The 23799-nt window shown below is 48.6% G+C and carries 23 protein-coding genes and 1 tRNA gene; 11 read left to right on the forward strand and 13 right to left on the reverse strand.

Annotated features, from left to right (window positions below; genetic code table 11):
- Positions 1-131: 131 nt before the first annotated feature.
- A complete protein-coding gene (locus M975_RS08095) occupies positions 132-527 on the reverse strand; it encodes a VOC family protein (protein ID WP_064558680.1) in 396 nt (131 codons plus the stop codon).
- Between the two features lie 211 nt (positions 528-738).
- Between M975_RS08095 and M975_RS08100 the strand changes: the two genes are divergently transcribed.
- Together M975_RS08100 and M975_RS08105 are read left to right on the forward strand one after the other, a co-directional pair.
- Entirely contained in the window at positions 739-1590 is an 852-nt protein-coding gene (locus M975_RS08100; RefSeq protein WP_064558682.1) for an aldo/keto reductase, read from the forward strand.
- Positions 1591-1616: 26 nt separating this feature from the next.
- Positions 1617-2606 (forward strand): aldo/keto reductase, encoded by a 990-nt coding sequence (locus M975_RS08105; RefSeq protein WP_064558684.1) that lies wholly within the window; start codon positions 1617-1619, stop codon positions 2604-2606.
- A gap of 34 nt (positions 2607-2640) precedes the next feature.
- On the opposite strand, the gene M975_RS08110 is transcribed toward M975_RS08105, so the two are convergent.
- Positions 2641-3534 carry a LysR family transcriptional regulator gene (locus M975_RS08110; RefSeq protein WP_064558686.1) on the reverse strand — a complete coding sequence of 298 codons (894 nt, stop codon included), beginning with the start codon at positions 3532-3534 and terminating at the stop codon, positions 2641-2643.
- 148 nt (positions 3535-3682) lie between these two features.
- Between M975_RS08110 and M975_RS08115 the strand changes: the two genes are divergently transcribed.
- Positions 3683-4456 (forward strand): SDR family oxidoreductase, encoded by a 774-nt coding sequence (locus M975_RS08115; RefSeq protein WP_064558688.1) that lies wholly within the window; start codon positions 3683-3685, stop codon positions 4454-4456.
- A 140-nt stretch (positions 4457-4596) separates the two neighbouring features.
- Positions 4597-4848, forward strand: coding sequence for a YdgH/BhsA/McbA family protein (locus M975_RS08120; protein ID WP_064558690.1), 252 nt, complete (start codon positions 4597-4599; stop codon positions 4846-4848).
- Between the two features lie 389 nt (positions 4849-5237).
- Here M975_RS08120 and M975_RS08125 read toward each other — a convergent pair whose 3' ends face one another.
- Both M975_RS08125 and M975_RS08130 read right to left on the reverse strand, forming a co-directional pair.
- Positions 5238-6431, reverse strand: a complete 1194-nt coding sequence (locus M975_RS08125) for a tyrosine-type recombinase/integrase (protein ID WP_064558692.1) — start codon at positions 6429-6431, stop codon at positions 5238-5240.
- Positions 6432-6594: 163 nt separating this feature from the next.
- Positions 6595-6669 (reverse strand) — tRNA-Gly (locus M975_RS08130).
- 382 nt (positions 6670-7051) lie between these two features.
- On the opposite strand from M975_RS08130, the gene ttcA reads away from it, so the two are divergent.
- Positions 7052-7972 carry a tRNA 2-thiocytidine(32) synthetase TtcA gene (ttcA, locus tag M975_RS08135; RefSeq protein WP_064558694.1) on the forward strand — a complete coding sequence of 307 codons (921 nt, stop codon included), beginning with the start codon at positions 7052-7054 and terminating at the stop codon, positions 7970-7972.
- Between the two features lie 36 nt (positions 7973-8008).
- Here the strand turns inward: ttcA and ynaL are convergent, their stop codons facing one another.
- Both ynaL and zntB read right to left on the reverse strand, forming a co-directional pair.
- Complete coding sequence (gene ynaL, locus M975_RS23635) at positions 8009-8158, reverse strand: proline-rich small protein YnaL (RefSeq protein ID WP_483413588.1); 150 nt, start codon at positions 8156-8158, stop codon at positions 8009-8011.
- Positions 8159-8434: 276 nt separating this feature from the next.
- Complete coding sequence (zntB, locus tag M975_RS08140) at positions 8435-9418, reverse strand: zinc transporter ZntB (RefSeq protein ID WP_064558696.1); 984 nt, start codon at positions 9416-9418, stop codon at positions 8435-8437.
- 216 nt (positions 9419-9634) lie between these two features.
- Here zntB and M975_RS08145 point away from each other — a divergent pair, with 216 nt between their 5' ends.
- Complete coding sequence (locus M975_RS08145) at positions 9635-10726, forward strand: GGDEF domain-containing protein (RefSeq protein ID WP_064559177.1); 1092 nt, start codon at positions 9635-9637, stop codon at positions 10724-10726.
- 11 nt (positions 10727-10737) lie between these two features.
- Positions 10738-10836: a YoaK family small membrane protein gene (locus M975_RS22905; RefSeq protein WP_157093351.1), complete on the forward strand. Its 99-nt coding sequence runs from the start codon at positions 10738-10740 to the stop codon at positions 10834-10836.
- Positions 10837-10866: 30 nt separating this feature from the next.
- Here the strand turns inward: M975_RS22905 and M975_RS08150 are convergent, their stop codons facing one another.
- Together M975_RS08150 and M975_RS08155 are read right to left on the reverse strand one after the other, a co-directional pair.
- Positions 10867-12387, reverse strand: a complete 1521-nt coding sequence (locus M975_RS08150; protein WP_064558698.1) for a sensor domain-containing diguanylate cyclase — start codon at positions 12385-12387, stop codon at positions 10867-10869.
- Positions 12388-12566: 179 nt separating this feature from the next.
- A complete protein-coding gene (locus tag M975_RS08155; protein WP_064558700.1) occupies positions 12567-14186 on the reverse strand; it encodes a peptide ABC transporter substrate-binding protein in 1620 nt (539 codons plus the stop codon).
- Positions 14187-14430: 244 nt separating this feature from the next.
- On the opposite strand from M975_RS08155, the gene M975_RS08160 reads away from it, so the two are divergent.
- Together M975_RS08160 and mpaA are read left to right on the forward strand one after the other, a co-directional pair.
- Positions 14431-14901 (forward strand): hypothetical protein, encoded by a 471-nt coding sequence (locus tag M975_RS08160; RefSeq protein ID WP_157093352.1) that lies wholly within the window; start codon positions 14431-14433, stop codon positions 14899-14901.
- A 97-nt stretch (positions 14902-14998) separates the two neighbouring features.
- The gene (gene mpaA, locus M975_RS08165) at positions 14999-15706 is read left to right on the forward strand and encodes a murein tripeptide amidase MpaA (protein WP_064558703.1); all 708 of its coding nucleotides are present in this window, start codon (positions 14999-15001) and stop codon (positions 15704-15706) included.
- A gap of 56 nt (positions 15707-15762) precedes the next feature.
- Here mpaA and ycjG read toward each other — a convergent pair whose 3' ends face one another.
- Positions 15763-16728 (reverse strand): L-Ala-D/L-Glu epimerase, encoded by a 966-nt coding sequence (gene ycjG / locus M975_RS08170; protein WP_064558704.1) that lies wholly within the window; start codon positions 16726-16728, stop codon positions 15763-15765.
- A 149-nt stretch (positions 16729-16877) separates the two neighbouring features.
- Here ycjG and tpx point away from each other — a divergent pair, with 149 nt between their 5' ends.
- Positions 16878-17384 carry a thiol peroxidase gene (tpx, locus tag M975_RS08175; RefSeq protein ID WP_064558706.1) on the forward strand — a complete coding sequence of 169 codons (507 nt, stop codon included), beginning with the start codon at positions 16878-16880 and terminating at the stop codon, positions 17382-17384.
- 33 nt (positions 17385-17417) lie between these two features.
- Here the strand turns inward: tpx and tyrR are convergent, their stop codons facing one another.
- From tyrR to M975_RS08190, 3 genes are all read right to left on the reverse strand, one after another.
- Complete coding sequence (gene tyrR, locus M975_RS08180; protein WP_064558708.1) at positions 17418-18980, reverse strand: transcriptional regulator TyrR; 1563 nt, start codon at positions 18978-18980, stop codon at positions 17418-17420.
- 210 nt (positions 18981-19190) lie between these two features.
- The gene (locus tag M975_RS08185; RefSeq protein ID WP_064558710.1) at positions 19191-20252 is read right to left on the reverse strand and encodes a YcjF family protein; all 1062 of its coding nucleotides are present in this window, start codon (positions 20250-20252) and stop codon (positions 19191-19193) included.
- Entirely contained in the window at positions 20249-21646 is a 1398-nt protein-coding gene (locus M975_RS08190) for a YcjX family GTP-binding protein (RefSeq protein WP_064558712.1), read from the reverse strand. The genes M975_RS08185 and M975_RS08190 overlap by 4 nt, the downstream gene beginning before the upstream one ends.
- Before the next feature lie 181 nt (positions 21647-21827).
- Here M975_RS08190 and M975_RS08195 point away from each other — a divergent pair, with 181 nt between their 5' ends.
- Positions 21828-22838, forward strand: coding sequence for a LacI family DNA-binding transcriptional regulator (locus M975_RS08195; protein ID WP_064558714.1), 1011 nt, complete (start codon positions 21828-21830; stop codon positions 22836-22838).
- Between the two features lie 46 nt (positions 22839-22884).
- Here M975_RS08195 and M975_RS08200 read toward each other — a convergent pair whose 3' ends face one another.
- Positions 22885-23796, reverse strand: a complete 912-nt coding sequence (locus tag M975_RS08200; protein ID WP_064558716.1) for an OmpG family monomeric porin — start codon at positions 23794-23796, stop codon at positions 22885-22887.
- Positions 23797-23799 lie beyond the last annotated feature (3 nt).

A 23799-nucleotide genomic window follows, 5' to 3' on the forward strand; every position in this document is an offset into this window, starting at 1 on the left:
AGCAAAAATAGATGAAGTTTGTTTTGCCGCATTTAATGATACTTTAAAGTGTGTGCGGTGTTGAGCTATAAGCCACTCACTCTAATTTACCGGCTGCTCATTGAAGGCGCAGCCGTTAAAGATATTTAACTCTACTTGTTCTGGTAAAGATCCCAGCGGTTGCCGTAGATGTCTTCAAATACAACGACCGTACCGTACTCCTCTTCACGTGGCTCTTCACAAAATTCAACACCTTTTGCTTTCATAGCGTTGTAGTCGCGCCAGAAGTCATCTGTCTGAAGGAACAGGAATACCCGCCCTCCACACTGGTTGCCTATGAAGTTTTCCTGCCTCTCGTTTGAAGCTCGGGCCAGAAGAATGTTGCAGTCGCTTTCCGGGTTCGGTGTGACCACTACCCATCGTTTCCCAGACTGTGGCGTATCCTCAACCAGGGTAAAGCCCAGCTTGGTTGTGTAATACTCAATCGCGCGGTCGTAGTCGTCAACCACCACGGCCACATACCCCATGCATCGCTTTTGTGTTCTCATTTTATGCTCCGTCAGACTTCAGGCATGACTACCTGGATACTCTTTTTATCACAGAACCTCTATACCTGACCGTCCGCTGTTGGCACTAAGCCGACCTTCAGCCCCTCTAAATTAATGAACAAATCTAATAAACCCTAGCTAATTACCCCATCTAATCGAATAAATCAGTTTGCGTTATGCTTTTCCTACACAACAGCTGAAGGATAACGTCATGCAAACTGTAAAACTGAACAACAGTATTGAAATGCCCCTGCTGGGCTTTGGTGTCTTCCAGATGACGGATGCCGGAGAATGCGAAAGAGCCGTTATTGATGCCATAGATACAGGATACCGCCTGATCGATACCGCTGCGTCTTACCAGAATGAAACCCAGGTCGGGAACGCACTGAAACAGACCAGTATTGCCCGTAACGAACTCTTTGTAACGACCAAACTTTGGCTACAGGATACCAATTACGAAGGCGCTAAAGCACAGTTCGAACGCTCCCTGAATCGGCTGCAACTTGATTACGTCGACCTGTATCTGATTCACCAGCCTTATGGCGATGTCCATGGGGCATGGCGTGCTATGGAAGAACTGCAGCAGGCAGGCAAAATTCGCGCCATTGGTGTCAGCAATTTCCATCCTGACAGACTGGCCGACCTTATCGCCTTCAACAAAGTTGCCCCTGCGGTAAACCAGATTGAAGTTAACCCCTTCAACCAGCAGCTGCATGCTGTTCCATGGAATCAAAGCCGTGGCATTCAGCCGGAAGCCTGGGCACCGTTTGCTGAGGGTAAAAATGGCCTGTTCCAGCATCCCGTGTTAACGGCAATTGGTCAGAAGTACGGCAAAAGCGTGGGCCAGGTTGTACTGCGTTGGATCTTCCAGCGAGGCATCGTTTCACTGGCCAAATCGGTGCGAAAAGAACGAATGGAAGAGAATATTAACATCCTCGATTTTGAACTCAGCTCTGAAGATATGCTGCAAATTGCCGCCCTCGACACCGCAACCAGTGCCTTCTTCTCTCACCGCGACCCGGCGATGGTGGAATGGCTGACTGGCCGAAAACTTGATGTTTAAGACGCGATAAAAGAGGTATTTATTCAATGCAAAAACGTTATCTGGGTCAATCCGGGCTCGAAGTCTCAGCGCTTGGACTCGGCTGCATGGGCTTAAGCCACGGCTACGGCCCGGCGACCGATACCCGTCAGGCTATCGAGCTCATTCGCGCTGCGGTTGAACGTGGCGTCACCTTCTTCGATACCGCCGAAGTATATGGCCCCTTCCTTAATGAAGAGGTTGTCGGCGAAGCCTTAAAACCGTTTCGTGACCGCGTGGTCATCGCCACCAAGTTTGGTTTTACTTTTGGCGACGACAACAAGCAGCAGATTTTAAACAGCCGTCCGGAGCATATCCGTGAAGCCGTTGAAGGCTCATTACGCCGTCTAAAGACTGATGTCATTGATCTGCTGTATCAACATCGTGTCGACCCGGCTGTCCCCATTGAAGATGTTGCGGGTACAGTGAAAGATCTGATCGCGGAAGGCAAAGTCAAACATTTCGGTCTGTCCGAAGCGGGTGCGCAGACCATTCGTCGTGCCCATGCCGTACAACCTGTCACTGCCTTGCAAAGCGAATACTCAATGTGGTGGCGCGAGCCTGAGCGGGAGATCCTGCCTTTACTGGAGGAACTGGGTATTGGTTTTGTGCCTTTCAGCCCATTAGGCAAGGGCTTCCTGACGGGTTCGATTAATCCAGGAACGACGTTTGGCAAGGATGATTACAGAAGCCAAGTGCCGCGTTTCGCCGAGCAGGCGATTGAAGCCAATGAAAAGCTGGTCTCATTGCTGGGTGAACTGGCGGCAGAGAAAGGCGTGACGTCTGCGCAAATCGCGCTGGCGTGGCTGCTGGCACAAAAGCCTTGGATTGCTCCTATTCCTGGCACCACCAAACTGCACCGGCTGGAGGAAAACCTGGGGGCTGCCGACATCATGCTTTCCCAGGATGACTCACGTCAGATAACCCAGGCGCTTGAAACGTTTAAAATCGTCGGCGAACGTTACTCTCCTGAGCACCAGGCCCGCGTAGGCCGTTAATATCCGGACGGGTCCGCTGAGATTGGCGGACCCTTTATTCCTGATAGCGAAGTGCATCGATCATCAGCGCAAAAGCTGGCGGATGCTGCTTACGGCTCGGGTAGTAAAGATAATATCCGGGGAAAGACGGACACCAGTCCTGCAGAACCTGAATCAGCTCTCCTGACTTTATATAATCCTGCACCCTGTCTTCAGGTATACAGGCGATGCCAAAACCGGATAAAGCCGCATCAATTCTTTCCGCCTGCAGATTAAACGTTACCTGCCCTTCCACTCTGACCCGTAACGGTTTCCCATCCTTCTCAAACTCCCAATGGTAAAGTCCACCGGCAGTCGGCAGGCGCATATTGATACACCGATGGTTTTGTAGCTCGTGCGGTGTTTCGGGTACGCGGCTAGCGGCAAAATAGGACGGTGCTCCCACCACTGCCATACGCATTTCCGGTCCAATCCTCACCGCGATCATATCCTTATCTACGCTTTCGCCAAGGCGGATCCCCGCATCAAAACGCCCCTCAACAATATCGACAAAACCGTTATCAACCACCAGTTCGAGATTGATTTCCGGATATTCCCTAAGGAAGGATTTTAACTTCGGCCATACCAGACTTCGCGCGGAATGCTCCCCAGCAGATAAACGGATATTGCCGGAGGCACTGCCGTTCAGTTGAACAAGCGATTCTAGCTCCTGCTCAAGATCGGCAATACGAGGTTCAAGGCAGGCAATAATTCTCTCACCGGCCTCTGTAGGGGCTACGCTTCGGGTCGTACGGGTCAGAAGGCGGATATTCAGCCTTTCCTCCAGTGCCTTCATTGCGTGACTGAGTGCAGACTGAGAAACGCCCAGTTTACCCGCTGCTTTGGTAAAACTTCGCTCCCTTGCTACCACAAGAAAGATTTGCAGTTCGTTGAAGTTTTCTTTGAGCATCGTCAATTTCCTTGTGGAGACATTCCCTTCAACGCGCACTCATGAAGGGTGTTCATAGACACAATCATTTTAGCCCCATTACTGACAATAATGATAATTGATATTCTGACTGTATCGAAAATAAGTCTGAATTATCAGAAGGTTTATCATGAAAATACTCGTTGCAGGGGCGACAGGAAGTATTGGTGTTCACGTCGTGAATACCGTTATTGAAATGGGCCATCAGACCGTCGCTCTGGTAAGAAATAAACGCAAAGTAAAACAACTTCCTCGTGGAACGGATGTGTTTTACGGCGATGTTTCAATGCCTGAAACGCTCACCGATTTGCCGAAAAATATTGATGCCATCATCTTCACTCTCGGTTCCGATGGTCAGGGTCGTATTGGTGCCAGAGCGGTAGATTACGGCGGAGTGCGCAATATTTTACGAATATTCAAGGATACACCTGTTCGTATCGGCCTAATGACCACAATTGGCGTGACTGAACGACTCAGCACCTGGAATCAACGCACTGAGGTTCATGACTGGAAAAGACGTGCCGAGCGTCTGGTAAGGGCGAGTGGTCATCCCTATACCATCGTCAGGCCCGGCTGGTTTGATTACAACAATGATGATGAGCACAGAATCGTTATGCTCCAGGGGGATCGACGGCATGCAGGAACGCCGGAAGATGGCGTGATATCAAGAAAACAAATCGCCCAGGCTCTGGTCAGTGCGTTGATTAACGATGCAGCAACAAATAAAACGTTTGAGCTGGTGGCTGAACGAGGCGAAGCACAGCAGGTTCTTACCCCACTCTTTGCTGATCTGCAGGCTGATGATCCACAAAAAAATGATGGAGTTCTAGACATAGACAATATGCCTCTACGTGAAGAACCTGACTGCATTATTAACGAGCTGAACCTGTATACAAAAAATTAACCAATCTACAACCCTGACAATGTTGTCATATAGCGGTCAGCCTCATGACAGCTTAGAACTGTATATTTGAATATACAGACGGATGAAGTTACTCCTGATAAAACCCAGTTTCAAACATATTGTTAAATGAGGTGCTAGATATGAAAAAACTACTTATTACTACTTTGGTCATGGGATTTATTTCAGTGAATGCCGCCTCTGCTGCTCAGGAAATTAATCATGCAGATGGGAAACAAAAGATTGGTGTAGTCTCAGCCAGCAATGCCTATACGCTTGATGAGTTATCGGATGTCCTTTCTCGTAAGGCTGATGGGGAAGGAGCAACGTCGTTCAAAATTCTGTCAACCACTGGGAATAATCGGTTGCACGGGGTTGCTGAAATCTATAAGTAAGTCATTAGTAAATAGAAAAGGATGTGTAAGTATCTCGCAACATCTCTCTGGAACAGTACAGTGTAAATATATATTTGAATTTTCATATATGAATGAAGATAGCGTCGGGAACAAGTCAGCTGAAGCGCCTAAGCCAATCAGTATGTTGATGTTCTTGTTGTATATATCCAGTGGCTGAATCGCCCCAAACATACTTACCTCCCTTATTTTCTGTGTTGAAAATAACATCAGTGTATAGGCAGACCAAGTTTTGACTTAGGCAAAAATTTGTAGCAATAGTCACTACTACTCTGGTTTTTCAACTATTGCAGTTAGCAGCATATATTGAATTAAACCCGTCCAGACGTCTGGACGGGTTTAATTACTTTTCGAGACTGCATTTCAACATATCAGCTTGTAATAATCCCTTTTTTTCCTAAATTACTAGTAAAATCCCCGTACCACTGCATCATATCCCTTCTCCCTTCCAGATACTGAGCGTGGTTATATGTCCCACGAATAGAGTTCTTATCGACGTGAGCCAGTTGTAGCTCAATCCAAGCCGAGTTGAATCCCTGCTCATGCAAAATGGTACTCATCGTGTGACGGAATCCATGCCCCGTAACGAGTCCGGCATAGCCGATGCGCTTGACCAACACAGTCAATGCCATATCACTCATCGGTTTCTTGGGATTATTACGTCCAGGGAACAACAACGCTCCTGCTCCCGTCATGAGTTTAAGCTGATTAAGTAGGTCAATTGCCTGGCTTGACAATGGAACTAAATGGGGACGGCGCATTTTCATGCGTTCTGCGGGTACGTTCCAAACCTTTCGCTCAAAATCAAATTCCCGCCACTCTGCTTGTCTCAGTTCTCCGGGCCTTACTCCGGTCAAAATAAGCAGCTGCATGGATAACTTAACAAGCACACTACCAGTATAGGTGTGCAGGATACGAAGAAACTCTGGCAATTCGTCCTGGGTTAAAAAAGCATAATGCTTTTTCTCATGAGGAGTTACGGCACTGGCTAAGTCAGGCGCTGGGTTGTACTCAGCCCTGCCAGTCACAACGGCATACTTCCAGACTTCGCCACAACGTTGACGAACCTTACGGACCTTCTCTGTTGCACCTCGAGCCTCGATCTTAGACAGAACGGCAAGCAACTCCATCGGCTTGATATCTTTGATTGGTCGGTGACCGATATATGGAAACACATCCGTCTCAAAGGTTCTCATCATCTCTTCACTATAGGAGACAGACCAGCGATCATAGCGACGCTGATACCACTCCCGAGTGATAGCTTCAAACGAGTTTTCTGCGTCCTGTTGACGACTAAGTTTCTCAATTTTGCGCTCAAGAGAAGGATCGTTGCCAGCCGCTAATGTCCTTTTAGCATCCTCACGCTTACTTCTGGCTTCAGCTAAAGAAACATCGGGGTAAACGCCAATCGCGAGCAGCTTCTCTTTGCCTAGCGAACGGTATTTGAGACGCCAGTATCTCTTACCGTTGGGATTAACCAGCAAGTAAAGACCACCACCATCGGCCAGTTTGTAGGGCTTCTCTTTGGGTTTTGCAGTTTCAACCTGACGAGCAGTTAACTTCATTGGGGGTACCTCTCAGCAGGGGTACAATTATACCCCCATCCATACCCCCACATTAGGGTTGACCCTGAGGGAGTACTATTGAGTTCAATTGACTAATAGAATGCTATAACTGCTGATTTATCAAGGGGAAATTGAGTTTGGTAGACTTCAGGAGAGTTGAGTTTGGAGCGGTCAGCGGGAATCGAACCCGCATCATCAGCTTGGAAGGCTGAGGTAATAGCCATTATACGATGACCGCATTGGTCCGCCACCGGAGCCTCGAACCCCGTACTACAACACTGTGGTTGCCGCTCTTCCCGATGAGCTAGTGGCGGTTTGGTATTCATTGCTGGAGTCAAACCAGCGGCGCATCATACATAAGTACAATTACCCATGCAATGAATAAGCCTTTGTAATAACTAAGTTATTAGCATCATCGAAGAACGTACATTTAAAAGAAACAAACACGCCGCATTTTCATAACCCTAATACGCATTAATGCCCCAAAAAGTCATCTTTCCCTTCGTTCTGTTACCAGATGAGAGATCGCCACTGCAAAACGTGCTGGCATTCGGCGCTGCAATCCGTACCATACACGCCAGCATTACGCGTTATGCGTGTCGGTTTATCCTGAGAACTCCATGACCAGTCAAAAAGAAATCTATAATCTGAACAAATTACAAAAGCGCCTGCGTCGCAACGTGGGTGAAGCGATCGCTGATTACAATATGATTGAGGAAGGCGACCGCATTATGGTTTGCCTTTCCGGCGGCAAAGACAGCTACACCATGCTGGAAATCCTGCGCAATTTGCAGCAAAGCGCACCAATCAATTTCAGCCTGATTGCCGTCAACCTCGATCAAAAACAACCGGGTTTCCCTGAGCACATTTTGCCAGCGTACCTGGAAAGCATCGGCGTTGAGTACAAAATTGTTGAAGAGAACACTTACGGGATCGTTAAAGACAAGATTCCGGAAGGCAAAACCACCTGTTCACTTTGCTCCCGTTTACGCCGTGGCATTCTGTACCGCACCGCCACCGAGTTAGGTGCAACCAAAATCGCCTTGGGTCATCACCGTGACGACATCCTTCAGACTCTGTTCCTGAATATGTTCTACGGCGGCAAAATGAAAGGCATGCCACCAAAACTGATGAGCGATGATGGCAAACACATCGTGATCCGCCCATTGGCTTATTGCCGTGAGAAAGATATCGAACGCTTCGCCACTGCGCGTGAATACCCGATTATTCCGTGTAACTTATGTGGCTCACAGCCGAACCTGCAACGCCAGGTCATTGGTGACATGCTACGTGACTGGGATAAACGCTATCCGGGTCGTATCGAAACCATGTTCAGCGCGATGCAAAATGTCGTGCCTTCACATATGTGTGATACCACGTTGTTTGACTTTAAAAGCCTGCAGCATGGTGCCGAAGTCGTTGATGGCGGTGATTTAGCGTTCGACCGTGAAGAGTTGCCAATGCAACCTGCGGGCTGGCAGCCAGAAGAAGATGACAACGAGGCACCATTGCAGCGCCTCGATATTCTCGAGATCAAATAATCTTCTCTCCCTCTCTCGCCTGAGAGAGGGTATCTCCTACATGTGCGGCGGTGGGTCAATAATAGGCTTCGGATCGGGATCTAATGGGTCGGGTATGGGCTGCGGTCTGGGAATAGGATCTGGGATGGGAGTCGGTTCATTCGGAAATGTTGGGTCGCTCATCATCAAGCTTCGATAGACAGTCATTATTGCCTCCTGTAGTTCTTCCTCTCAACACGAACTCTAAGCATAGACAACAAATCGCAGACAAAAAAAAGCCGACTAATAGTCGGCTCGTACGAATCAATTGTGCTATGCAGTAATTCTAAAAAAGGAAGTAAGACAATATGGAGCGCAACGCCCATCGCTTGACGTTGCATTCACCTGCGAGAGAGATATTGCCTTGAACCGGCGTTCCATTTATTGACTTGGCTCAACTATCGCAGCCTTTTTTAGTAGGCTTATTGTTAAAAATGTTAAATTTTACAGCCATTTACTGCGATGTAACCACCAGGCAACACCACCTATAAGAACTACCAACATGATGCAGAACATGCTGAAACCAAAATGCCAGCCGCCGCCAGGAATTCCGCCTAAATTCACCCCAAATAACCCGGTTAAAAACGTGCTGGGTAAAAAGACCATCGCCATCAACGACATGGTATAAGTACGTCGCCCCATCGCTTCCTGCATCACCTGCGCGATCTCATCGGTCATCACCGCGGTACGTGCAATACAAGCATCGATTTCATCCAGCCCGCGCCCTAGCCTGTCGGAAATATCCTGCATCCGGCGACGATGGTCGTCGGTCATCCAGGGTAAGCGCTCGCTGGAAAGCCGGGCGTAAACATCGCGTTGCGGTGCCATATAGCGGCGCATCACGATCAGTTGTTTGCGTAATAAAGCAAGGTAGCCGCGCGGCGGGATTTGCTGATCCAGCAGGTTATCTTCGAGGTCGATGATTTTATCGTGTAGCTGTTCAATAAACTCACTGGCGTGGTCAGTCAGAGCATCGCAAACATCCACCAGCCAGGAGCCGCTGTCGATGGGACCTGCGCCTTCTTTGAGATCGTTAACCACATCATCCAGGGCTAATACCTGGCGCTGACGCGTTGAAACAATCAGCCGTTCATCAATATATAAACGCATGGCGACAAGCTGGTCAGGGCGTTCATCTGTGCTACCGTTAATACAGCGCAGAGTGATGAGCGTGCCCTCACCTATCCGTGACACGCGCGGGCGCAAACTTTCGCCAGCCAGTGCATCGCGAGCATAATTTGGCAACACTGGCGTTGTTGCCAGCCAGTTCGCGCTCTCTGAATGGGTGTAATTCAAATGCAGCCAGGCAGGATGCTCAGCATCAACAGTGTCGTTACTCTCGATGCTATCGACACCGCCTTTGCCATCTAATTGCCAGGCAAATACAGCGTCTGGCACAATTAACTGACGTCCCTCAATGGTTTCCACTGCATTTTCTCCACGTGTTACCACAATATTGTTGTCAGTCTAGCTGCCTTCTTTTGTTATGTAACTCGGAAAATAAGCCAAACATGCTGAATTTTCACAATAAAAAATGTTACATTTCTGTTGGATTATTACCCTACATACCGAAGCAGTATACGGAGATGATGTTTGCCAGAAATTCGCAGTTCTCAGTCTGAATTAGAAACCCGCCTCAAAACCATGCGCCGCAGAGCGATAATTTCCAGTGGGCCATGGTTTCTATGGATTAACCTGTTGTTCTGTTTGTTCATATTAGGACGGCACTATTTTTCACCCTTGCCACAATTTGTAAATGACACGCAGGAGATCCCTGTACTCGAAATTCTGATGGGGCTGATACTCATCACCTCATCCTCCGTTATTTTCATTTTACGCATGGCGCACGATCCCCATGCCGAATGGCTGGGCAAACTGCTACACGGGGCATTGGTGTGTATCAGCGTATTATGGGTGGGATGTTTTTATCTCTTTTTGGCCAGCGGTGACTCGCGAATTGTGTTTCCTTTCGCGGCATTGCTAATTTTTACTGCGCTTATCTCGCTCTATTTTGATGCTCGCATATTACTGAGTTTTACCTTACCCATTTGGGTCGTTGTTCTTATCTGCAACTTTGTCTACCCATCAGAGCTGACCATGCTCAACGCAGTGCTCTATGTTCTGTTGGCTGGTTTGTTCGAATCAGGGCGCCGCATCTTGCGCGGTTGGTTTGTGCTGGCCATAAGCCGGGAACAAGAAACACGGGATTTGATTAAACAGTTAAAAATGTTGGCTAACCACGACCCATTGACCGGGATTGCTAATCGCCGCTCCTTTCACCTACAACTGGATAAAGCGATGCAACGCCAGCAGCAATGCAATATGCCGCTTTCGTTGGTGATGCTGGATGTCGACCACTTTAAGAAATATAACGACTATTACGGCCACCAGGCCGGTGATGAGTGCCTGATCAAAGTCGCTAAATGCCTTGAGGATGCAACGCGTTCAACACAAGATGTCGTGGCGCGTTTTGGCGGTGAGGAGTTTATCATGTTGCTCCCTGACGCAACCGAGCAGCAGGCCATAGAAGTGGCAAAGCGAATCCAGCAAAATTTACAGGTTCCTGGTATTGCTCATGCAGGGTCCCCAGCAACACCGTGGGTGACAATAAGTATTGGTATCTCCACGTTGCAGCCAGGGAGCTCCGCATCACGGCTTATTGCAGAAGCCGATGCAGCGTTGTACAAAGCCAAAGAGCATGGCCGTAACCAATGGCAAACTTTTACACACGGATAAACGAGAAAAAAATGAAAATTGGCGTTCTATTTCCCATTGCGATCATCGTTGCCGCAATTGTATTCATTACCTGGTTTATTGTGGGTGGATACGCAACGCAAGCTTCCTGAAGAAAAGGCCCGTCAGGGCCTTAACTTTTCTCAAAATCCGATGATGCGATTTTTACCGGCTTCCTTTGCCTCGTAGAGCAACTTATCGGCTTGCTCCAGCATTTCTTCCAGGCTTGCTGCGCTATCCGCCTCTACAATTCCACAGCTGAATGAAACGTTGAGTCCTTCTTCACGCCATGCTTTTTGCGAAACGTCACGCCGCCATTCATCCATTAACTCAAAACAGCGGCTAAATGAGCAATCAGGGAAGAGAGCAACCATTTCCTCACCACCAAAGCGGTAAATGGGATACTTGTCGCCAAAGGCTCGCATTCCTAGCCTGCTCACATGTTTAAGCACCATATCGCCTACTGGATGCCCAAAGTTGTCGTTGATGCTTTTAAAATTATCCAAATCAATAATGGCGAGATGAAACTTCACGTTCTTGCCATAATAATCTTTAGCATCTTGTTCTAATTTCCTGCGCGTTCCTGTTTGGGTTAACGTGTCCGTCACTGAAATGGTTTCAACTTCTTTGAGATGCTTATGTTTTTGTACCATACCTTCGTATAAACTTTCGAAGTTATCAACCTGAGCATTCACTTCCAGACCATTGCTACTCATATATAACAACGTAACCAGACGTTTAAAATAAACCCTAAACAACGCTATGATTATAAAATAGAAAAATGATGCCAAAAATATTACCAATGCCAGAATTTTATATTCAGCACTAAATATATTATTATAAACGTCTAAGCTAACTGATGAATAAGCGACCCAATCTGGATTATCATACACTCTGTAAAACACGAAGCTGTTCGTTTTTTCATCAACAAAAGAGCCACTCCTTTCAGTCGTATTCGTTAACCAGGAGTTTGGTATCCTTCTTTTAAGCACAGCATCCGTGTTTGAATACATAACAACAATACCATCTCGCGATGCAACCTGAAACCTCCCGCTATAGGGTATGGTTAACACCTGGAGCATTTTGCTCATGCTCTTCAAATCAAGATCGAATGCAACATTCCCTATCCGCTCTGAGTGTGAATCAAATATATTCATGCTGACGGTGACAGCCAGTTTGGATAGCTGCTTTATCCGGGAACCCGTCAAGGTTTCATAGGGGTCAGAGAAGACGATTTCATCTTTTATCCCGGTATGAGGATACCAGGGTCTTGAACTCGGAGTGAAATCGTCAATTTGAATCGTGGGGTAAATTTTGTAGTTATCAAACTTGTCCGAAACCATCGCGGAATTGAAAAACATCGTTGAGTCTACAATGGAGGGAATGACCATATTAAGGTCGATAAACTCTGAAGATAAATACTTCTCAATAACATCACCTTTCATGTTACCTGACAGAGAAAGTAACAATGACCTCATCTCCTCTACTGGACGCTCCACTGTAGATTGTGCAGAGTTATCATTAAACCTTCTCATCGTATCTTTAAAATCGCCCTCTTTTTCATATTTAATGTAGAAAAACGCACACATACATATAAATATAAAAGGAACCAGCATAACGGACATGAGAATCGTTATCGCTTTGTTCGTCGAAATTTTCTTCATTTATTGAGTCGCCATTAATTCCAAAAAAAACAACTGCCCATTAATGGATAAGTTGTCACTTCTTGACCGCGCGACATTATATACAAACAGATGTAACTTACATCAGTTATTAGCTGGCTATTTTAAAAGCGTGCTGGCGAAAGTTTCTGCGCCAGCACGCTTTTTAACAATGATTAATACTAATGCGCCACGATATACATCGTACGGCTGTATGCGACATCTTCTGGGTTATTGATTGGGTAACCCTTGAGCCACGGTTTGATTAAACGACCATTTGTGTACTGGTAAATTGGTGCAATCGGTGCTTGTTCCTGGATGATCTTTTCAGCCTGGTTGTAGTCTTTATTACGCGCAGCATCCGTCGTTTCCTGGCTTGCCTGCGCAAGAATCTTGTCGTACTCCGGTGAGTTGAAACGCGAAATATTTCCACTATGAGCGGCGGTTAATAACGACAAGAAGGTCGAAGGTTCATTGTAATCCCCTACCCATGACGCGCGGATCACATCGAAGTTGCCGGTGTTACGGCTGTCGATATAGGTTTTCCATTCCTGGTTTTGCAACTTCACATCGACACCCAGATTCTTCTTCCACATCGAAGCCACCGCAATCGCAATCTTCTGGTGGTTTTCTGAAGTGTTATACAAAAGCGTTAGCTTAAGCGGTTTCGTTGGGCCATAACCTGCCGCTTGCAGCAAGGTTTTCGCCTGTGCATTGGCCTCTTCCTGGCTCATTTGCTCGAATGGAGATGGGGCAGGTTTAAAGCCAGCCGTCACATCTGGCGTAAAGCGCCACGCGGGTTTCTCGCCGGTGCCCAGAACCTTATCAGCCATGATGTGGCGATCTATAGTCATGCTCAGTGCCAGGCGTACACGCTGATCGGCGGTTGGGCCTTTCTGAGTGTTAAAGGCGTAATAATAGGTCCCTAACTGTGGCGGCGTATAAACCTGGCCGGGAATATCTTTTAGCAATTTCTGGTAGAGATTTTTCGGGAAAGATTCGGTGATATCAATGTCACCTGCCAGATAACGTTTTGTCGCCGATGACTCCTGGTTGATAGGAATAAAGGTCACCTGAGTAATGACCGTCTTGCTGTCATCCCAGTAATTTTTATTCTGCACTGCCACCAGTTTTTCATTAACGATACGTTCTTTGAGAGCATAGGCACCGTTACCCACTAAGTTTCCTGGCTTGGTCCAGTCATTGCCGAATTTTTCAACGACGGCTTTTGGCACCGGGTAGAACGAGAAGTTGGCGGTAAGATTCGGGAAGTACGGTACAGGCTTATCGAGATTAATACGCAACGTGCGCGCATCTACCGCGGTCACGCCTAACTTATCAGCTGGCATTTTGCCATCGATAATTGCTTGTGCATTATTGATGCCTGCCAGGGCTGCAAACCAGGCAAACGGGGAGGTATTTTTTGGGTCAACCAGACGTTGCCAGCTATAAACGAAATCTTGTGCAGTGACTGGCGTGCCGTCAGACCAACGGGCGTTATCACGCAGGGTAAATGTCCAGGTGCGATTATCGTTGCTCTGCCATTTTGTCGCCACGCCAGGCTCAAGTTGCCCTTTTTCATTTTGGTTGACCAGGCCTTCAAAGAGATCGCGAATAACCTGAATTTCAGGCAAGCCTACCGCTTTCACCGGGTCCAGAGAAGCCGGTTCATCTTTGATATGGCGAACCAGGCTTTGATCCGCTGCGAGTTTAGTGCCAGCTGGAACATCCGCAGCCCAGCTTTGAGAACACAGGCAAGCAAGCGTCAATGCACAAGTCGTAATACGAAAAGGTATTCTCATGAGTGGTCCTGTAATTGTTAGTATTTAAAAGAGACGTTCCACGCCCAGAACTGATGAGTAATGTATCGCAATTGCTCGTTTTGCGAATAACGAAAACCGCATGAACCTTCAAGCTAGTACGCGAGTGTCGTTCTTTTCTGATTTTGTCATCAACAGAGCATAAACGCATTTTTTATATCATCTTTTATCTCTGCTTTCTCATATTATGCCCGCCAAAAAACACAGTAATAAAAGGAAATTTTAAATGGTACGTAGACCTCTTCTTTTCGCAATGCTAGTGGGATGCATCACTACAGCCTGGGCCGCGGAGCCAACACCAGCAATGCTGGGTAATATCACAGCAACGCTGCATCAGACATGTGGTAAACAAATTTTCATTCAGGTTGCAGAAATGAAAGGTGCTGACGCAGGACGAACCATTATTGGCATCAAAAATAACCAGACGGGTGATATCGATCTCTTCACTTCTTTCAGCGCCAGCAATAAGCAATATGATAAATATCAGCCAGTGACTTTTGATAATTTGTCGAAAACTCTGGTTGCGATGGAAAGCGAGCGTCCACCTATTGTCTGGGGCGGCGCGATGACCAATCTGAAAGGTATGGAATACAGTCTTGCGCTGGGATCCCATGTTTATCAGTGCTCAAAATTGGTGCCATTTGAGAGCGAGGTTGCCAACGACCTGTATGGCGAAACTGACACTACTGCTCATTGATTGAGCACAACGGCCTGGCAGCTATTTGTTTCAGATGAGATTTTGGCTAAACACTGATATTAATAATGTCTAGCCACTCGTCACAGTAAGGACATTTATGTCAGGCCACCGCCCTCGTTCACAACGAGGCCATTTGCCGAAAGGCTCCGAACGTTATGGAAAGTCTGTTTTTGGCGCACCGCTTATTTGGTTCCCTGCAGCCGCGAGTGAACAACGCAGTGGGTTGATTATTGCGGGCACACATGGCGATGAAAATGCTGCGATGGTGACGCTGTCTTGCGCTTTGCGCACCCTCGAACCAGAACATCGCCGTCATCACGTGGTGCTGGCCGTTAACCCTGATGGTTGCCAGCTCGGTTTACGGGCGAATGCCAACGGCGTGGATCTGAATCGCAATTTCCCTGCGGCCAACTGGAAGCCAGGTGAAACAGTTTATCGCTGGAACAGTAGCGCGGATGAACGTGATGTGGTGCTTTCCACCGGCGAAAAACCCGGATCTGAACCAGAAACTGCCGCGCTGTGCCAGTTAATTCATACTTTGCAGCCGGCATGGATTGCCTCCTTCCACGACCCGCTTGGTTGCATTGAAGATCCTGATAACTCAGTGTTGGGCGCCTGGCTTGCCAAAGCATTTGAATTGCCGCTGGTCACAAGCGTGGGTTACGAAACGCCGGGGTCATTTGGTAGTTGGTGCGCAGATTTAGACTTGCCGTGCATTACCGCAGAATTCCCGCCCATCTCCGCTGATGAAGCGAGTGAGCGATATCTGGATGCCATGATGGGCCTGCTGCACTGGCAGAAATAATTACACGGACGTTCAGGCGGGTGGTGCTTCACTACCCGCCTGAAACTTTACGCTCGTTACGGATAAAGTTTACCGGTTTCGAAGTGCAATGCGGGTTCGACATCGACCGCAAGCCAGGTTGGGCCATCAAGATCGGCAAAACGGACTTTCGCCGCCAGCGGTAGTGCAGCAGCGATTGCTCTTGAAGTGCACAACATGCAACCGAGCATTACATCAAAGCCTTGTTCACGAGCAGCCTGAGTTAACGCCAGTGCTTCAGTTAAACCCCCGGTTTTATCCAGCTTCACATTCACCATCTCGTAGCGCCCTTTTAGCGCTGGCAGGCTTTCGCGAGTGTGGCAGCTTTCATCGGCACAAATTGGCAGTGGATGGATAAAGTTCGACAGTGCGCTGTCTTGCCCAGCAGGAAGTGGTTGTTCGAGCATCGCAACATTGAGATCTGCCAGTAGCTGGCAACGCGCCGCAAGACCATCACTCTGCCAGGCTTCATTGGCATCGACAATAATTATCGCTTCCGGCACCGCGGCACGAATAGCGACCATACGTTCGGTTATTAAACGGTCGTCAATTTTGACCTTTAACAGGCGGGCACCTTTATCCCATAGCAGTTTTGCTGCCGCTGCCATTTGCTCGGGTTCAGCGATACCAACAGTTTGCGCCGTTGTGACTAATTCAGGCAGCTCAGTTCCTGCGGTATACGCCAGCGTTCGTTTCTGGCGACGCGCTTCTAAATCCCACAATGCGCTATCGACCGCGTTGCGTGCAGCCCCGGCAGGGAGTGCATCTTGCAGTTCTGCGCGTGTCATCCCCATTTCCAACTGAGGCATAATAGTGGTGATTTGCGCCAGCACCGATTCGACACTTTCCCCGTAGCGTGGATATGGCGTGCATTCGCCCACCGCTTTAATACTGTCTTCTTCCAACTCGACCACCACAACCACCGCTTCGCTGCGTGTTCCGCGTGAAATCACAAACGGGGTATGGAGCGGCCATGCTTCCTGGTAAACCTTGACTGTTCTCATTATTTTTGCCTGTCGTCATTGTTTTTTATCTTTGCCAGAGTATAGCCAGAGAACACTTTTACTTGCAGTATCAGTTTTTTATATTCAGACGAGGAATACTGACATACACTGTCGACGGCGTTAATTATATGTAAAAAGGAAAATCAAACATGTCACAAATCGTTCATTTCCAGGGCAACCCTGTAGCGGTTGCAGGTCAAATCCCACAAGCTGGCAACAAAGCTGAAGCTTTCTCACTGGTAGCAAAAGATCTTTCTGATGTTGCACTGAGCCAGTTCGACGGAAAACGTAAAGTACTGAACATTTTCCCAAGCATCGATACCGGTGTTTGTGCCGCTTCTGTGCGCAAATTCAACCAACTGGCAACCGAGATGGATAACACCGTTGTACTGTGTGTTTCCGCTGACCTGCCATTTGCACAATCTCGCTTCTGCGGCGCAGAAGGCCTGAGCAATGTGATTACACTGTCTACTCTGCGTAACCCAGAATTCCAGCAAGCCTATGGCGTGGGTATTTCTGAAGGCGCACTGAAAGGCCTGACTGCTCGCGCGGTTGTGGTTATCAATGAGAAAAATGAAGTGGTATTCAGCCAGTTAGTGAACGAAATCACTAATGAGCCGGATTATGCCGCAGCACTGGAAGCTCTGAAGGCTTAAGTGTGAATGCCCCCGGACCCGGGGGCATTTTTTTTACTCTTCTGTTTTACGCTGGCTCAGGCCATATTCACGTAATTTGTTAGCAATCGCGGTGTGCGAAACGCCCAGGCGCTTAGCCAACTTACGAGTACTTGGGTAAGTACGATAAAGCTGTGTGAGCACCGAGCGCTCAAAGCGGCTGGTAATATCATCCAGTGACCCTTCCATCGCCTCTTCACCAACCACTAAACTCGCCGTATCAAAATCAGGCAGCAGGATATCTTGTGGGCGCAGTTCATAACCTTCCAGTTGCGTTAATGCGCGGTAAATCGCATTTTTCAACTGGCGCACATTGCCCGGCCAGCCATAACGAGTGAGCACATTGCTTAAATCATTCGCCAGTTTCGGACGCGGAACACCCTGTTCATCCGCAAAGCGCGCCACAAACAATTCGGTCAGCGGCATGATGTCCTGCGGCCTGTCGCGTAGCGGCGGCAAATTCAGCGTCAGTACGTTCAGGCGATAATAGAGATCTTCGCGGAACTCACCTTTCTGCACCATTTCAATCAGGTTCTTTTGGGTTGCACAGATCACGCGTACATCGACATGCACTTCATGTTCTTCGCCAACCCGGCGGAACGTCCCGTCATTGAGAAAACGCAACAATTTGGTCTGCATGCGTGGCGACATTTCGCCGATTTCATCCAACAGCACCGAACCGCCGTTTGCCTGCTCGAAGAAACCCTTTTTACCTTCAATAGCGTTGGCGTAAGCGCCCGGCGCATGGCCAAACAACTCACTTTCCACCACATCATCCGGCATCGAACCACAATTAAGTGCCAGATACGGTTTTTGCGCACGCGGGCTGCCAAGATGGCATGCGTGAGCCAGCAAATCTTTACCAGTACCGGTATCACCAACAATCAGCAACGGTGCATTCAGCATTGCCAGTTTATGAGCCTGATCAACCACGTGGCGCATTTTTGGGCTGACTGCGACAATCTGGCTGAAAGCGCTGACATCAGTGTTCGAGAGGTTCTGTAACTGTCGGCCCATTCGCACCGTAGAGCGCAACATAACAACCGCGCCAACCAGTGAGGACTCTTCGTTTTCGCTATCCAGATGCACCGGGGTGATTTCCATCAGGAAATTCTGCCCGTTGATCACCACATGCTCGGTGTGCGATTCCACCGGTGCACTTTCCAGCCAGCGCGTAAAGTTGAAGCCATTCACCAGGCTTGCCGCATTATGGTTACGCAGCTTGTCTTCATTTTGCCCAAACAACGCACAGCTTGCCGGGTTCGCCAGTTCAACTTTGCTTTTCATATCCAGCGAAAGTACAGGTTCTGGTAAAGCTTCCAGCAGCGCACTCAGTGAACGGTGCTCACGTTCAGAAGGCATCCACGGCACGGTACGCACGTCCGTGACACCAGGGATGCGACGAATTTCAGCCATCAGGCTGCTGAACATGTCAAATTCAAGAGTCGAGAAATTCAGGTAAATTCGCCCAATTGGATCGATTTCGATACCTCGTAAATCGATACTACGCAGCACGAGTAAATCAAGTAATTCTCGAGTCAGACCAAGGCGGTCCTGGCAGAAGACTTCCAGACGCATGGAGGTGTCCTTCAAATGCAAATTGCGGAGTCATTGGGTGCGCCAATGATACTCCAGATACCTGGCAGTCTAAAGTGATGTGTGAAGAAATGTTGACAGATAACGTCATGAAGCGGAGGTACTTGTACAAATTGTGGGGTGTATACGTGCCAGCGCCATCCACCCTTGTCACCCATCATTTACATGACGGCAGATGGCACTGATCACCTTCTAAGCCGGGGGGTTTGGCTTCTTGTTCATCGTCTCTTTAAGCTGCACCAATAACTGCTTACGGAAGTCACCAAGACGTGGTTTATCCCCATCAATCCACGGTAAAGGTCGGCACAACTCCATGGCTTTGATCCCCAACCGCGCAGTAAGCAACCCGGCACCGATACCCTGGGCAGCACGCGTGGAAAGCCGTGCGGCAAGATCCTGGCCAAGCCAGTCCATACCCACTTCCCGCACCAGTTCACTGGCACCGGCAAAGGCGATATTCAGCAAAACCAGGCGGAACAAGCGGATGCGGCTGTAATAGCCTAATTCGATTCCGTACAGCGTGGCGATGCGGTTTATCAGGCGTAAGTTGCGCCACGCGATAAACGCCATATCCACTAACGCCAGCGGGCTTACCGCGATCATCAGTGTCGATTCCGCAGCGGAACGGCTGATTTCCCGGCGAGCCTGGTTATCCAGCACTGGCTGCACCAGGCGTGCATACAACTCCACCACTTCGCGGTCGTTTTGTGTTTCGTGAATCGCGGCATACCAGCGTTGCAACGCCGGGTGACCATGATCAAGCCCGGCCTGTTTCGCCAGTTTTTCACAAAAAGCACGCCCCTTGCCCATGCCGTGACTGTTCATCAAATCACGCGCTTCATCGCGCTCTTCAGCACGCTGACGTAAACGCCATAAACGACGCCATTCGGTTGCAACTGAGCCAACGCCCGCAGCGATGATCAAGCCGCCAGCAACACCGCCGCCAAGCGCAATCCAGTCCTGGGTGATGAATGCGTTATGTGTCCACTGTATCCCTTGCGCTACTACGCTTACGCCGAATAACCCAAGCCCGACCTGCACCATGCGCCGCCAGAGGCTGCGTTTAGGGTGCAATGCGGCTTCAATCACCGCCTCGGCCTGCCCGTCATCTTCAACGTCGTCTAAAGTGCCCAGTGCCGGGGTGAATTTTTCTGCTTCCGGATCACTAAAAGCATGCGGCGCTTTATAGCTATATTCTTTTTCCACTTCCAGTGGTTGCGCGAAATCAATGCGCGGTTTTAATGGCTCGTTCATCGCAATTTGTCCCCGATTAAAAACTCCAGCGCCGCATCCATCCGAATATGCGGCATTGGCCGGTCCACATCCATCACTTGTGGGCGGAACTGTTCAAACTGAAAACCCTGTTTCTCCCAGAATGCGCTGCCTGGTAAACGCGCGGGCACTTCACCGGGATAAACCGTCAACGGCTCGCCATCGCTTAACCGGTTACCACGCAATGCCGGGATTTGTTCACCTTTGACATCAACGAGGCCACTTTGTGTGGCCTGCACAGATGCAAGCCCCATGCAGTCCATGTCGATACCTTCAAACGCCGCATTTTGCCAGGCGTCCTGCACCAGTTGCTGAAGCAGCGCCACCATATTGGCGTGTTGATCCACCGTGACATGGTCAGCTTTAGTCGCCGCAAAAAGCAGTTTATCGATAACCGGCGAAAACAAGCGGCGGAACAAGGTGCGCTGGCCGTAATGGAAACTTTGCATCAGTTGCGTGAGCGCAAGGCGCATGTCGTTAAACGCCTGTGGCCCGCTGTTCAGCGGTTGCAGGCAGTCCACCAGTACAATTTGACGGTCGAATTTAAGGAAGTGATTTTTATAGAACCCTTTCACCACTTTTTCGCAGTAGTAATCAAAGCGGGTACGCAACATGCCGATGTTGGTGCTCTTGTCGGCCTGAGCAAGTTTCGACTCACCGATGTTGTCCACATCTGGCCACGGGAAGAACTGCAATGCTGGCGCACCCGCCATATCACCTGGCAACACAAAACGCCCAGGCTGGATGAAATGCAGCCCTTCACGTTTGCAACGCAGCAGGTAATCGGTCCAGGCTTCTGAAATAGCCGCCAGGCGGTTTTCATCAGCCGGGGCGAGAGGGTCCAGCCCTTCACATAATTTTCGCCATTGCGCTGACCACTCGCCGCGATCGCCGGTCAGCAGGCTGGTCATCTGGCGCGACCAAGTCAGGTAATTTTGCGCCAGCATCGGCAAGTCCAGCAGCCACTCGCCCGGGTAGTCGACAATTTCCAGATACAAGGTCGAGGTGTCTTTAAAGTGGCGCAGCAGCGAATCGTTAGAGCGATAACGCAGCGCCAGACGCATTTCGCTGACGCCACGGGTCGGCGTTGGCCAACTCGGTGGGGAGCCATAAAGCTGTGCCAACCCCTCATCATAGGTAAAGCGCTGGATCCCTAAATCACGCTGAGGCACACGTTTAACACCCAGCAAACGCTCTTCGCGTACCGCGTTAAGTAATGGCAAACGCGCGCCGTTATGGACACTCAGCAATTGATTCACCATCGCGGTGATAAAAGCCGTCTTACCGCTGCGGCTTAGACCCGTTACGGCAAGGCGTAAATGCCGGTCTACGCCCCGGTTCATCAGGGCATTCAGTTCATTCTTGATTCTGTTCATATGCGTCCTGGCAGCACCCGTCTGTGACTTTACTGAGAAAGGTTATGGGGGTAAATGGTGATAAATCAAAGGACATAGCATCATTTTACACCTATTTACACTGACGCATCGCCAATAGACAGCCCGTTACGTGTTCAGTAATATGCATTATCTTTTGGCGCAGAACAGGACCGGTTCAGCCATGTCGCCCACTATTTATGATATTGCCCGATTGGCGAATGTTTCCAAATCTACCGTATCGCGAGTGCTCAATAAGCAGACCAATATTTCCCCTGAGGCACTCGAACGTGTTTTAAAAGCGATTGAAGAGTTAAATTATCAGCCAAATAAATTAGCTCGTGCGCTAACGTCATCTGGTTTTGACGCGATTATGGTTATCTCCACGCGTTCAACTAAAACCACGGCGGGAAATCCCTTCTTCTCCGAAGTGCTACATGCCATCACCGCGCGCGCAGAACAGGAAGGTTTTGACGTCATTTTGCAGACGTCTAAAAACAGCCAGGAAGACCTGCAAAAGTGCGTCAGTAAAATCAAACAGAAAATGATTAAGGGCATTATTATGCTTAGCTCACCGACTGATGAATCATTTTTTGAAGAGTTAGATCAGTACGCTATTCCAGTGGTGGTGATTGGGAAAGTGGATGGTGAGTTCAGGCATGTTTGTTCGGTTGACACCGATAATTATCACGACAGCATTGCGCTGACCGAAACATTGCTCAATAAAGGCCATCGTAAAATAGCCTGCCTGCATGCCCCGCTTGATTATCACGTATCGCTAGACAGGCTCGCAGGATTTAAAGATTGCCTTAAAGAGCACGGTATAAACCAGCCGCAAGAGTGGATTGTGGATGGCGGTTATACCAATGAAAGCGCACTTGAAGCCGCTGATAAATTATTAAGCGCCCCGGATCTTCCAGACGCTATATTTGCCACCGACAGCCTGAAATTAATGAGTATTTACCGCATCGCTCATGAGAAAGGTATCGCGATTCCGCAACAGCTTTCTGTTGTCGGTTACAGCAATGACATGCTGAGCTTTTTGTTATCTCCACCACCTGGTGGCATTGAAGTGCCTACACTTGAATTAGGTACTGCAGGCAGCGCCCTGTTATTTGATAAAATAACAGGCAAAGCGGCAGCAGCAAGAACATTAATACCCACAACTATTACTCTGACTGATTCCATATCGTGAAATAACAGCTGCGGGTGCTTTATGCGCACCCGCCTTATTTTTCCACTTAGAACCCGTAGTTCACACCTATCCCGGCATAGTGGAATTTATCATTTCCACCTTCATCATGGTTTTCCCACTCGTAAGCATATTCCAGCGTCATCGACAGACCATTCTGGAAATCATAGGCATATAGCAGGCCAAGTCGGTTGTAGTCGTGGTCTTCACGGTCGATATCGTCAGACCAGTCCCAGTTTGTCCAGCGATCCAATCCCAGGCGGGTGTATGGCGTGAGCGTGGTATTCCCCAGGGAAATCGGCACGTAAGCACGTATTTCCTGTGTTGAGAATTCACCGTTATTTTTATCGCTGTCGGTGTTAAAGCCGCGTTCTAAATAATAATTTGCGCGCACGGAAACGGTTTCATTAATTTTCCAGCTAAAGCCCGTTTCGGTTTCAACGCGACTATCAGAATAGCCGGTCTGGTCAAGATCGTTATCGAAACGAAAGTAGGCTAACCAACCGCTGAAACTCCAGTCATTATTAATATTGACATTCCAGTCCGGCTGGAATTTATAACGCTGGGTATTAGCTGTTCCATTATTTGAGCCGTCATCATTTTTAAAATGATAACCGTAATTACGCATCCCCCCAGTGAAACCCAGTGACCAGGCATCATTGTCGATGATTTGATAGCGAATATCTAATTCCGGGCGGTTAAAGTAAGTCCCTCGAGTGAAGTTACTATAATCGGCAGAACCCTCCTGATACATCGTCATCGAGATGGTCCACGCACCGTAACTGGCATTGAAATAGACTGATGGCTCATAAAGCCCGTCTTTATCATCCGCCTGCCCTTCGACGTTTTCTATTTCGTACATGGCGCCGATATTATAATGCCAGGTATCATTTTCTGCAGCGTGCACATAAAGGGGCCCGGCACAGGCAATCAGCACTGTGCATTGAAGCAGCTTTTTCATTTG

The sequence above is a fragment of the Buttiauxella brennerae ATCC 51605 genome, from assembly GCF_001654925.1.
GTDB classification, from domain to species: Bacteria; Pseudomonadota; Gammaproteobacteria; order Enterobacterales; family Enterobacteriaceae; genus Buttiauxella; species Buttiauxella brennerae.